The following is an 11,950-nucleotide window of genomic DNA, read 5'->3' as shown; positions in this document are numbered from 1 at the left end:
CGAGGTGATCGAAACCCCGAACGCCTACATCGTCGACCGCGCCCAGCCGCGCCACCACCTGTCCTTCGGCTTCGGCATCCACCGTTGCGTGGGCAACCGCTTGGCCGAGCTGCAGCTGAAGGTGATCTGGGAGGAGATCCTCAAGCGCTTCCCGAAGATCGAGGTCGTCGGCGCGCCCCGGCACGTGAACTCCTCCTTCGTGAAGGGCTATGAGACCCTGCCGGTGATCATCCCCGCCCGGACCTGATCCCACACAAGCAAAAACCCCGGCCTCTCGGCCGGGGTTTTCAAACTTGTCTCCGTGTCGAAGGTCGCGGGCGCCCTCAGGCGGTCACGGCCTGACGGCGGCGGCTGCGAAGCGCCGCACCGGCGCCGCCGAAGCCCAGGATCATCAGGGCCCAGGAGGTCGGTTCCGGAATGCCGGGGGTGATGTCGCCCTTCACCACGAACACGTCGTCGATGACCACGTCAGCCGCCGGCGCCAGGCCGGAGTGGTAGATGAAGCTGGTGTTGTAGTCGCCGGCCGTCGTGACGTTCAGGAGGCCCGTCCAGGTCTCCCACGTCTGCGGCGGGATGATGTTGCCGCTGTTCTTGGCGCTGAACTGGACGAGCTGCACGCCCGCCACCGTGCCCGTGAACGTCGCGTCGCCGCTGTTGTCGAAGCCGTTCAGAGGAACGTAGGCCGAGAAGCCGATCGTGTAGGTGCCCACGTCCAGGTGGACGCTCTGCGACAGGGTCTCCGTCGCGTCATCGGCCACGAAATAGGCGGCGAAGTTGCCGGGCGCGTCGGGGTCGCCGTTGATTTGCGGCGCCGTCGGGATCGGCTCGTTGAACGCCCCGGCGGGATAGCCCGCATTGGAGTTGTACTGGATAACCGTCGCGGGGTGGGTGGTGTCACTGCCGAAGACGCCCGTATAGGACCAGGGCGAGGTGATCGCCCCATGCCCCGTCGTGCCGGCGGCTTCAAAGCTGCCGTTGGTGATCAGGTTGACGGCCGCGTTCGCCGATCCGGCGACCGCAAATCCGGCGGCGGCGACAGCCGCGATGACGAAACGCTTCATGATAGTGCCCCAGGTCCAATTCGGCGTATCGGCGCTCTGCCAATACGATGAACAAAATCTTTAGAGCCCGATCTGCCAATAGCAAGGGTATTCGACCGGACTCGCCTGTGGCGCACAATCTCAATCGTGTGATTCGCCTGACAGGCGAAAAATTCGCGGAAATCAGCAGGTTGAGCGTCCGCAGGCCGGTTTTTCAGGGCCCGCGGAATGCCGCCGATTGGGCGCCACAGCGTCCTCAGCCGACCCCGTCGAGGTATTCGATGTCCGGCCGTCCGGCCAGCACGCCGGCGAACTTCGGGCCGGCGGCCTTGAAATAGTCGGTGCCGCCGTGATGCGTCAGGGCGTCCTGGTCCTTGTAGAGTTCCAGCACCTTGTAGGTGTTGGCTTCGGCGCGGCTCTTGGTCAGCTGATAGGCGAGATTGCCGGGTTCATGGCCCCGCACCTGCTTGGCCAGCTCGGTGAAGAAGGCTTCGAACTCGCCGGCCTTGCCGTCCTGGATCTTCAGGGTCGCGATTACGCCGATGCTCATGCCGTCCTCCAAACGATTGTTTGAAAGACGCTAGGGCGCATGCGCCGCCACGGCAAGACGCGCGGCGTCGAGCAACGTCGGATCAGCGGAAAATCAGCGGCTCTCGTTCCAGCCGTAGGCCACCCAGTGGTGGCCGCCCAGGTGGCGGGCTTCGATAACACCGTCGGCTCTCGCCCGCGCCGTGCGACGGGCCCGGAGCGCAAGGCCGGTAAAGCCGAGGAGCGCGGAAGCCATTATGGCGATCACCGCGACGGTGGCGGCGGCGACCACGGCCAGGACCGCGCCCACGACCATGGCCGCGACGGTGGCAAGCAATCCGACGAGCATGGCCAAGCTGCGCAGGGCCGAACCGTGACGGGTGGCGAACTCTTTCACCATGGCGTCCTCACTAACCCGGTTACCGGGTCGATAACAATTATGTCGTCCCAAGGGTCCCTGGCGTCAACCATGCACAACCGAAAAGGGACGGACACACGCAATTATGCCGCGCCTTGCAACGCCAATGCCCGCCGTTCGCGCATGGCCGTATCGAAGGCGGCATTGATCGCGGCCGCCTTGGCCTCGGCGACCTCGATGAATTCCGTCGGCAGGCCGCGCGCCCGCGCCCGGTCGGGGTGCGACTCGGACAGCATCGCCCGCCAGGACGCGCGCAGATCGGCGTCCGACGCATCGTGGCGAACCCCCAGCACGGCGTAGGGATCGCCGGCTTCGGGGCCCAGGTGGGTCGCCTTCAGGCGGCGGAACACCAGCGGGCTCTGGCCGAACAGCTCGGAGACGCGGCTCAGATAGGCAAGCTCGTCCGAGGTCACCACGCCGTCGGAGGTGGCGATGAAGAAGAGGCCGTCCACCACGTCCTCCAGCAGCTGCGGGCAGGCGTGGTAGCGCTTCTGCAGCCGGCGCGCGTAGCCCTCGAACCCGCGGGTGGTCTGCTGGGCCAGCTGGTAGAGCCGGCGCACATTGCCCTCGCTGCCCGCGTCCGGGTGGAACACCTCGGAGAAAACCGCGTACTCGCTGGCCCGGGCGTTGCCGTCGGCCTTGGCCAGTTTCGCGCCCAGCGCGGTGACCGCCGTCGAGAACGCGGGGTCCTCGCCGGGGAGCCCCGGAGGGCAGACGTCGCACTCGGCCTCATCGAGGTTGCGAGCGGCCAAGCCAGCTATCTTGCGCCAGAAGCTCATTGGGATAAGCAGCCATACGAGCGTAGCGCCCTGAAAACAATCGCGAGGCGGGTTAAGTTTTGGACACGTCCTGGCGTTTTTGGATCGATCGAGGCGGAACCTTCACCGATGTGATCGGTCAGGTCGTCGACGGACCGGACGCCGGCGCCGAGACCTCGCTGAAGCTGCTCAGCGCGTCGGCCGCCTATCCCGACGCCGCCGTGGAGGCCATGCGCCGCATCCTGGGCGCTGCGGCCGACGCGCCCTTCCCGGCCGATCGCGTGGAGTCCATCAAGATGGGCACCACCGTCGCCACCAATGCGCTGCTGGAGCGCGCCGGCGCCAGGACGCTTTTCGTCACGACCCAAGGGTTCGCCGACAGCGTGCTGATCGGCGACCAGGCCCGGCCAGACCTCTTCGCGCTCACCATCGTCCGCCCGCCGCCGCTCTATTCCGGCGTTGTCGAGGCCGACGAGCGGCTGGACGCCCGGGGCCGCGTGGTCCGCCCCCTCGACGCCGCAGCGCTCACCGAAAAGCTGAAATCCGCGCTCGCCCAAGGCTACGCCTCCGTCGCCATCGCCTTCCTGCACGCCGACCTCAACCCGGCCCACGAGCTGGCGGCCGGCGAGATTGCCCGCGCCGTCGGATTCCCATTCGTCGCGCTCAGCCATGAGGTTTCACCCCGGCCGCGGTTTATTCCCCGCGCCGAGACCACCATCGCCGACGCCTATCTGACGCCAATCCTGCAGGACTATGTCCGCCGCGTGGCCGATGCGGTCGCCGGCGCGCCGTTGTTCTTCATGACCTCGGCCGGCGGCCTGGTCCGGGCGGAGGCCTTCCGCGGTAAGGACGCGGTTGTCTCCGGGCCGGCCGGCGGCGTGGTGGGCGTCGCCCGCACCGCCGCGCAGGCTGAAGCCCCCGCGGTGCTCGGCTTCGACATGGGCGGCACCTCCACCGACGTCTGCCGCTTCGCCGGCCAACTGGAACGCCGCGACACGGCTAAGGTGGCCGGGGCCAAGATCCGCTCCCCCATGCTGGACGTGGAGACGGTGGCGGCCGGCGGCGGCTCGATCCTGACCTTCGATGGCATGCGCGCCCGCGCCGGTCCGGCCAGCGCCGGCGCCGTTCCCGGCCCGGCCGCCTACGGCCGCGGCGGGCCCGCCACGGTCACCGACGCCAACCTGGTTCTCGGCCGCCTCGATCCGCGCTTCTTCCCCTCGGTCTTCGGGCCGAAGGGCGACCGCCCGCTCGACCCGGACGCCGCCAGCGCCCGTCTGGCGGAGCTGGCCACGGCCATGGGCGCTGAAAGCGTCGAGGCCGCCGCCGAGGGCTTCGTGGCCGTCGCCGTCGAGCAGATGGCCCAGGCGGTGCGCCGCATCTCCACCGAGCGCGGCTTCGACCCGCGCGACCACGCGCTGACCGCCTTCGGCGGCGCCGCCGGCCAGGTCGCCTGCCAGACCGCCGAGGCGCTGGGGGTCGAAGAGATCCTCTGCCCGAAGTACGGCAGCGTGCTGTCAGCCTGGGGCATCGGCCAGGCGCAGGTCACGGCGCTGCGCCAGTCCGGCCTGGAGGTCCCGCTGGACGACGATGGCCTCTTCGCCGCCGACCTCCTGCTGACAAAGGTCGAAACCCAGGCGCGCGAGGCCATGGCCGAGCAAGGCGCGGCGACCGGCGAGGTCCGCCGCACCCTGCGTCTGCGCTATGACGGCGCCGACGCCGAGCTGCCGATCCCCTATTGCGAACTCGCCGAAGCCAAGGCCGCCTTCGAAGCCGCCCACCACCGCCTCTTCGGCTTCATCGAACCCGAGCGCCTGATCCTGATCGCCGCGGTGGAGGCGGAGGCCATTTCAGGCTCCGCTCATCCCGGCGAAGGCCGGGATCTAAGCCGAATTGCGATCGCCGCCGGGCCATCCTCGCTCAGTATGGATCCCGGCCTTCGCCGGGATGAGCGGGTGCAGATGTTCGCCCATGGCGCCTGGCACGACGCGCCGGTCATCCCCGCCGATCGGTTCACCACCCTCGACGGCCCCGCCCTCATCGTCCGCGCCGACACCCAGATCGCGCTTAGCCCCGGCTGGCGCGCGACGGCCTGCGCTGAGGGTCTGATCACCCTGACCCGCACCGGCGCCGCGCGCAGCCACGCCATCGCGCTCGACAAGCCCGACCCGGTGACGCTCGAACTGTTCAACCGCCGCTTCATGGGCGTGGCGGAGGCCATGGGCGCGGCCCTCGAACGCACGGCGCACTCGGTGAACATCAAGGAGCGGCTCGACTTCTCCTGCGCCCTGTTCGACGCCGATGGCGGCCTGGTGGCCAACGCCCCGCACATGCCCGTGCACTTAGGGAGCATGGGCGCATCCGTCCGCGCCGTCCGCGACCGCCACCCGATCCTGCATCCCGGCGAAGCCTTCGCGCTCAACAACCCCTACGCCGGCGGCACGCACCTGCCGGACATCACCGTCGTGATGCCGGTGTTCATGGAAGGCGGCGAGCCGCCGTCCTTCTACGTCGCCGCCCGCGGCCACCACGCCGACATCGGTGGCGTGCAGCCGGGCTCCATGCCGCCGTTCTCGAAGACCATCGACGAGGAGGGCGTCATGCTGGACGCCCTGCCGATCATGCGCGAGGGCCGATTCCTGGAGGCCGAGACCCGCGCGGTGCTGCTCTCCGGCCGCTGGCCGGCCCGCAATCCCGACACCAATCTGGCCGACCTGAAGGCTCAGATCGCCGCCTGCCAGGCCGGCGCCGCCGCCGTCTCCGACATGATCCGAACCTACGGAGCCCCGGCCGTCGCCCGCTACATGACCTTCGTGCAGCGCAACGCCGCCGCCGCCGTGCGCCGCGCGGTGGGCAGGCTCTCCGACGGCCAGGCCCGCGTACCCATTGACGGCGGCGGCGAGATCGTCGTCACCACCACCGTCGACGCCCCAGCCGGCGAAGCGACCCTCGATTTCACCGCCAGCGCCGACCAGCTGCCGACCAATTTCAACGGCCCGTCGGCCATCGTCGACGCCGCGGCGCTCTATGTCTTCCGCACTCTGGTGGACGACGACATCCCGCTGAATTCCGGCTGCCTTGAGCCGCTGAATATCCTGACGCGCCCAGGCTCGATGCTCGACCCCAAGCCGCCCGCCGCCGTGGTCGCCGGCAATGTCGAGACCAGCCAGCACGTGGTCGACGCCCTTTACGCCGCCTTAGGAGTCATGGCCAACAGCCTGGGCACCATGAGTAATTTCACCTTCGGCGACGACGCCCGCCAGTATTACGAGACCATTTGCGGCGGCTGCGGCGCGACCGCCAATGCGCCGGGCGCCAGCGCCGTCCACACCCACATGACCAATTCGCGGCTCACCGATCCGGAGATCCTGGAGCGCCGCTTCCCGGTTCGCGTCGAGAGCTTCGGCGTCCGCCACGGCTCCGGGGGCGCTGGCGCCCAGCGCGGCGGCGACGGCTCGATCCGCCGCATCCGCTTCCTGGCGCCCATGGAGGCCGCCCTGCTCTCGTCCCGCCGCGAGCACGCGCCGCAGGGCCTCAAGGGCGGCGGACCGGCGCTCCCTGGCGCGCAACGTTTGATCGCGGCCTCCGGGACCGTTACAGACCTACCCGGCTGTTTCGCCGTCGAGGTCGCCGCCGGCGATGTCATCGAGATCGAGACCCCCGGCGGCGGCGGCTTCGGTTCACCCGCCCGAAAATAGCTGGAATCATCAAGGTATCTCCGCGTCCATGTCAGCTCCCGTCGCCCTTGCCCTCCTCCTGTTTGCACAGGGCCAACCCGCCGTCGAACCGCCGCCGCCCGCTGATGCGCCAGCCGCGGAGGAGCGCTTCCCGGCCGGCGCGCCGCACGACGACTATCAGTTCGTGGCCTGGTGCTACGGCAGCCTGCGCGGCTACCTCGACCTGCACGACCAGGTGATGCCGGAGGTCACCCGCATCGAGAGCACCTACCGCCCGCCGGACCGCAAGCTCTCCGACGATCTGAAGGTCTATGCCGACATGCAGAAGGCCGGACAGGCCGAGCTGAAGGCCTTCCAGGCCGCGCTCACCGCGGCGGAAAAGGCGAGCCTGCGCCCCATCAACACGGTCGGCGCCGCCGCGGTGAACAAGGGCCGCGACGTCTGGAAGATCACGCCGGATGTCACCCCGGCGCGCCTGGCCCAGGAATGGATGAGCTGGGCGCTCCCCGCCCGCTGCGAAACTACGGCCAGGGACCTCAAGGCCAAGGCCACCCTGATGGGCGGCGCCTTCAAGGTGAACGACGAGCCCGAGGCTCCGCCGCCTGCGGACGCCGCGCCCACGCCGGCCGCCGACGCCCCGGCACCTGACGGCCCGAAGGACCTGGTCGGCGTCCTGCTCGCGCCCCCGCCTGCCGACGCGCCGGCGCCACCGGCCACGCCGAACCGCTGAGCGGCCCACCCACAGGCGGTGTGTAACCTCCTGTAACCTCCCGCGGAACCGTAAGAAACTTGGCGCGGCATGGGAGCCGTGACGCTTTGCGCATCCTCCCCCCTAGCGGCTCGCGGTGCGAGCCGTCCTTTTTTGCGCCTACCGATCGGACCGCCGCGCGATGCGCCTTCTGACCCGCCCGACGCTCCTCAGCCTGTTCGCCGGCGTCGCGGCCTTGGCGCTGGCGTCAGCCGCCGCCGCCCAGGATCAGCCGCAGCCCGCCGCGCTGAAACCCGCCGCCAAACCCGGCCAGGCCGGCGGCCAGGTGAGCGAAGTCGTGGTCACCGGATCGCGCCTCAACCTGATGGGCGTCGCCACCACGGCGTCCCAAGGCTCCATCACCCAGGAAGAGTTGCAGTTGCGCCCGGTCTACCGCGTCGGCCAGCTGCTGGAGACCACGCCCGGTCTGGTGGTCACCGTCCACTCCGGCGAGGGCAAGGCCCAGCAATATCTGCTGCGCGGCTTCAACCTCGACCACGGCACCGACATCGCCAACTTCGTCGACGACATGCCGGTCAACCGGCCCAGCAACGCCCACGGCCAGGGCTATTCCGACGCCAACTTCATGCTGCCGGAGGTGACCAACGGCCTCGACTTCACCAAGGGCCCCTACTACGCCGCCGTCGGCGACTTCGGCGCCGTGGCCTCGACCCACGTGAAGATCGCCGACTCCATCCCCAACCAAGCCTCGGTCAGCATCGGCACGCTGGGCGTCTACAACGCCTTCGTGGGCGGAACCCACAAGATCGACGACGACAACCGCATCGTGGCCGGCTTCTACCTCGGCCACGTCGACGGCCCGTTCGACCACCCCGACAACTTCCGCAAGATCGATGCGGTGGTCCGCTACAGCCACGGCACGACCGACGACGGCTATGACCTCACCGCCATGTACTTCAAGGGCGACGGCAATTTCACCACCGACCAGCCTCTGCGCGCGGTCCAGCAGGGCCTGATCGACCGCTTCGGAACGCTCGACCCCACTGACGGCAACCTGTCGGAGCGCATGAGCCTGTCGGGCCACTTCGCGACCCGCGGCGACGACTGGCGCTTCACCTCCAACGCCTATGTCATCCGCAACCGCATGACGCTGTGGAATGACTTCACCCACTTCCTCGACGACCCGGTGAACGGCGACCAGGAGCAGCAGACCGACGCGCGCACTACGCTCGGCGGCGCGGCGGCCTTCCGCTATCTGAGGGATTTTGGCTCGATCAGCACCGACACCTCCGTGGGCGTCCAGGCGCGCTACGACGACGCCTACGTCGATCGCCGCCACACCTTGCAGCGCAAGGTGCTGGACTACTGCGAGGTCGCCCAGCCCACCGGCCCGTCGCTCCCGCAGACCGCTGTCGGCGGCGTCTGCAACGCCGATACCCTGCATCTGCTGGACCTCGGGCCCTACATCGAGACCACCACCCGCTGGACGCCCTGGCTGCGCACGGTCTTCGGCCTGCGCGAGGAGTACTACCACGCCAGCGACACCAGCCTGACGACCGGCTTCCACGGCTCGGCCAGCCAGGCCCTGTTCCAACCCAAGGGCAGCCTCGTGCTGGGCCCCTGGAAGAGCACCGAACTCTATCTCAGCGCCGGGCGCGGCTTCCACTCCGACGACGTGCGCGGCGTGTTCGGCACCGTGCCCCTGGAGGGCGAGCCGGTCGCCGCCGGCCCCACGCCCCTGCTCGCGCCGACCACCGGCGAAGAGGTCGGCGTGCGCACCAACATCATCCCCAAGGTCGCCCTGCAGGTGGCGATCTTCCAGGAGGATTTCCGCTCCGAGCTCCGCTACGACGGCGACGCCGGCCAGGACGCCGCCAGCGCGCCCAGCCGCCGTCAGGGCGTCGAGCTCTCCGGCCAGTATAAGCCCTTCGGCTGGCTGGAGCTGAACACCGACCTGGCCTTCTCCAAGGCCCGCTACACCGGCGACCTGGCGGCCTTCAGCCTCCACACGCCGTTCATCGCCAACGCGCCCAGCTTCATCGGCTCCTTCGGCGTGCTGGTGGACGACCTCGGGCCCTGGTTCGGCGGCCTGCAGTGGCGCGCGCTCGGCAAGTACCCGATCAACGACGGCGAGGAGAACCCGCAGGACAAGGGCTATTCCGAGTTCAACGCCGACATCGGCTACAAGGTGAACCCGCGCCTGCGCCTGCAGCTCAGCGTCTTCAACCTGACCAACATCAAGGCCAATTCCTCAGCCTATTTCTACACCAGCCGCCTGAAGGGCGAACCCGCCGAAGGCATCGCGGGCTTCCAGGTCCACCCCCTGGAGCCGATCTCCATGGTCTTCAAGGTGACGACCTACTTCTGAGATCCACGGACGGCGCCTGCCTCCCCATCGTGGCGGCGGCGCCCCAGAGGGGGACCGCAGGCGACCCATAGCGGGCGTTCCGACGATCCGTGTTACCCCGGTCACGGGTATCCCGGGGAGTCGGCAGTGGCGGAAAAGGGTGGGCTAATTGGGGGTGTCCTCGGCGGCGAGGAGGCCGAGGCGGCCGACGCTGAGACGACTGCGGGTCTGGACCCCATAGCGGCGGCCTTGGCGACGAGCGCGATGGAGCGCGGCCAGCCGCTGGATCCGCGTCTGGCCTCCTACCTCGCCCAACAGGAGAAGCTGGTCGGAATCCAAGCCGAGCACCTGCACGAACAGAGCGAGGTCATCCACGCCAACCTCAAGCTCAAACGTTTGAATGAGCGGATGAAGCTGCTCTTCCAGGGCGTCGCCGCAGCGATTGGCGCGACCGTCCTGGCCATCCTGGGTGGCGTGGTCTTTGAGGCAGCCCACAGCCACGCCCTGGTCATTGAGCCCTTCTCCGTCCCGCCCGACCTCGCCCAGCAGGGGCTGACCGGCCAGACCATCGCGCACCAGTTCCAAGACCGCCTCGTTCAGCTCGAGCAGCGCTCCGGCAGCGCCCGGGCCCGGGCCAGCTTCGAGGCCAGCTGGGGCAAGGACGCGAAGGTGGAGATCCCCGAGACCGGCGTGTCGCTCGGCGAGATGGAGCGTTTCCTCCGCGAGCGGCTGGGTCACGACACCCACATCACTGGCGAGGTCTTCCACACGGGGCCGATCCTTACCCTCAGCGTCCAGGCGGGCGAGGACGAAGAGGCAAGGGCTTCCGGCGACCCGGCGTCGCTGGAAGGCCTCATCGAGACGGCGGCCGAAGGCGTCTTCGCCCGCACGCAGCCGTATCGCTACGCCACCTGGCTCGGACAAACGGGGCGCAAGAGCGAGGCGGTCGCCGCCTTGCGGCGGCTGGCGGCGACGGGGTCCAGGGAGGATCGAGTCTGGGCTTGGGCGGGCCTCAACAACTACTCTGACTCCGCACTCGAGGCGCGCCGGGACCTGCAGCAGGGCCTGAAGATTGACCCCCAGTTCAGCCATCTCTGGTTCGATTTCGCCGGCGTTGCTCAGTCCCTTGGCGATGATGAAGCCGCGCTCCAAGCGGCCGCCAAGTCTTTGCGCTTCCTGCCCCGTGACCGCGGCAGGCGGATCGCGGAGTTGACGAGCGACTGGGAGGCCGCGATCAATCGCAGTCTCATCGCCTTCGAGACGGCGGATTTCGAGGCAGAGATCGCGGCCTTGCAGGCCATGGAAGACCTGACCGTCCCGCAGCACGTCAGCTACCTTGAGGGTTTGGAGCAATGGTTACCCTATCGGCGGGCCGCCGATTGGGCGGCTCTTCACGATCTGGCGCGCGCCCAGGCGCTCCTTGCCGGGTCCCCGGACGACCTGTCGGTGGCGCGCGCGGCAGGAACATCGGCCGTCACGATCGATTTCCCGCATGCTGTCATGGCGGCCGACCGGGGCGACTGGGCTGAGGCGGCCCGGCAGCTGGAGCCACTCGCCGCAACAACCGTTCCTGGCGAGCAACCGGAACAGACCGCCACTGAGATCCTGCCGGCGCTGGCTGTGGCCTACGCGCACCTGGGCCGCCTCGCCGACGCTCGCGACCTCGTCCAGAAAACACCCACGGACTGCTACACCTGCCTGATCGCCCGCGGCGAGGTGGAAAGCGTGGCCCGGAGCTGGCCCGCGGCCGACCGCTGGTTCGCCGCGGCCGAACAGCGCGGCCCATCGCTTCCGCGCGCCCAGGAGGCGTCAGGCGAGAGCCGCCTGGCCCGCGGCGATCTCGCGGGCGCCGCTGCCGCCTTCAATGAAGCGGCCCGCCGGGCCCCGAATTGGGCGGATCCGCTGAAAGGGCTTGGCGACGTTGCCACGCGCCACGCCGACTGGCGTAGGGCCGCGCACGCCTACGACAAGGCGCTCAAGATCACGCCTGCCTGGCTGGACTTGAAGCGGGCTCGCGAACAAGCGGCCTCGCACCTGCGGTAGGTCGTTTTCCCCTTTGCGGCGATCCGCGGCGTTCGCTTTGGCCTGGTATCGCTCCAGCGAGCTGGCGCGTCGCATCGCCACCGTGCCGGGGGGTAGGTCTGCTCGGGGCCACCGCCCTGGCTGCGACAGTCACCGATCCCACCCAGTTTAAGTCTGGCCGGCAGTTTGCCGCCTGGCTTGGGCTGACGCCTTTGCAAAACTCCAGCGGCGGCAAGGAGCGCCTTGGGCGGATCTCCAAGATGGGCGACCAGTACCTGCGCAGGCTGCTGATCGTCGGGATGACCTCGCTGGTGCGGCGCAATCTGCATCGGCCCGACGCGGCCGACCCGCGGATCACCGCACTGCTCGCCCGCAAGCCCATCCGTGTGGCGACGGTCGCCATGGCCAACCATGCGGCCCGGGCGATCTGGGCCATCATGGTGCGCGGCGAGGT

The 11,950-nt window shown here is 69.1% G+C and carries 9 protein-coding genes and 1 pseudogene; 6 read left to right on the top strand and 4 right to left on the bottom strand.

All coding sequences use genetic code 11. The features are described 5' to 3' along the window. Window positions 1–247 (top strand): cytochrome P450 (locus VHS75_RS21375; RefSeq protein WP_329640647.1); only part of this gene is annotated, 247 nt, incomplete at its 5' end. A gap of 76 nt (window positions 248–323) precedes the next feature. Here VHS75_RS21375 and VHS75_RS21370 read toward each other — a convergent pair. From VHS75_RS21370 to VHS75_RS21355, 4 genes are all read right to left on the bottom strand, one after another. Continuing rightward, window positions 324–1,061 carry a PEPxxWA-CTERM sorting domain-containing protein gene (locus tag VHS75_RS21370; RefSeq protein WP_329640646.1) on the bottom strand — a complete coding sequence of 246 codons (738 nt, stop codon included), beginning with the start codon at window positions 1,059–1,061 and terminating at the stop codon, window positions 324–326. Window positions 1,062–1,296: 235 nt separating this feature from the next. Then, a complete protein-coding gene (locus VHS75_RS21365; protein WP_329640645.1) occupies window positions 1,297–1,590 on the bottom strand; it encodes a putative quinol monooxygenase in 294 nt (97 codons plus the stop codon). A gap of 93 nt (window positions 1,591–1,683) precedes the next feature. Continuing rightward, entirely contained in the window at window positions 1,684–1,968 is a 285-nt protein-coding gene (locus VHS75_RS21360; protein ID WP_329640644.1) for a hypothetical protein, read from the bottom strand. A 101-nt stretch (window positions 1,969–2,069) separates the two neighbouring features. Further along, window positions 2,070–2,765 (bottom strand): DnaJ family molecular chaperone, encoded by a 696-nt coding sequence (locus VHS75_RS21355; RefSeq protein ID WP_329640643.1) that lies wholly within the window; start codon window positions 2,763–2,765, stop codon window positions 2,070–2,072. A 110-nt stretch (window positions 2,766–2,875) separates the two neighbouring features. Here VHS75_RS21355 and VHS75_RS21350 point away from each other — a divergent pair, with 110 nt between their 5' ends. The 5 genes and pseudogenes from VHS75_RS21350 to VHS75_RS21330 form a co-directional block, all read left to right on the top strand. Beyond that, window positions 2,876–6,439, top strand: a complete 3,564-nt coding sequence (locus VHS75_RS21350; protein ID WP_414694389.1) for a hydantoinase B/oxoprolinase family protein — start codon at window positions 2,876–2,878, stop codon at window positions 6,437–6,439. Between the two features lie 28 nt (window positions 6,440–6,467). Continuing rightward, the gene (locus tag VHS75_RS21345) at window positions 6,468–7,148 is read left to right on the top strand and encodes a hypothetical protein (protein ID WP_329640641.1); all 681 of its coding nucleotides are present in this window, start codon (window positions 6,468–6,470) and stop codon (window positions 7,146–7,148) included. A 160-nt stretch (window positions 7,149–7,308) separates the two neighbouring features. Next, window positions 7,309–9,495, top strand: coding sequence for a TonB-dependent receptor (locus VHS75_RS21340; RefSeq protein WP_329640640.1), 2,187 nt, complete (start codon window positions 7,309–7,311; stop codon window positions 9,493–9,495). Window positions 9,496–9,621: 126 nt separating this feature from the next. Then, the gene (locus VHS75_RS21335) at window positions 9,622–11,517 is read left to right on the top strand and encodes a hypothetical protein (protein ID WP_329640639.1); all 1,896 of its coding nucleotides are present in this window, start codon (window positions 9,622–9,624) and stop codon (window positions 11,515–11,517) included. Window positions 11,518–11,554: 37 nt separating this feature from the next. Continuing rightward, window positions 11,555–11,950 (top strand): annotated as a pseudogene (locus VHS75_RS21330) (transposase); the annotation flags it as partial.

It is taken from the genome of Phenylobacterium sp. (assembly GCF_036264965.1).
Taxonomy (GTDB): Bacteria; Pseudomonadota; Alphaproteobacteria; order Caulobacterales; family Caulobacteraceae; genus Phenylobacterium.
This window is presented reverse-complemented; position numbering and strand designations above follow the sequence as displayed.

Bases quoted from the DNA above. Each gene is read 5' to 3' on its own strand.
- VHS75_RS21370 (WP_329640646.1), bottom strand. From the start codon at position 1,061: ATGAAGCGTTTCGTCATCGCGGCTGTCGCCGCCGCCGGATTTGCGGTC.
- VHS75_RS21365 (WP_329640645.1), bottom strand. From the start codon at position 1,590: ATGAGCATCGGCGTAATCGCGACCCTGAAGATCCAGGACGGCAAGGCC.
- VHS75_RS21360 (WP_329640644.1), bottom strand. From the start codon at position 1,968: ATGGTGAAAGAGTTCGCCACCCGTCACGGTTCGGCCCTGCGCAGCTTG.
- VHS75_RS21355 (WP_329640643.1), bottom strand. From the start codon at position 2,765: ATGAGCTTCTGGCGCAAGATAGCTGGCTTGGCCGCTCGCAACCTCGAT.
- VHS75_RS21345 (WP_329640641.1), top strand. From the start codon at position 6,468: ATGTCAGCTCCCGTCGCCCTTGCCCTCCTCCTGTTTGCACAGGGCCAA.
- VHS75_RS21340 (WP_329640640.1), top strand. From the start codon at position 7,309: ATGCGCCTTCTGACCCGCCCGACGCTCCTCAGCCTGTTCGCCGGCGTC.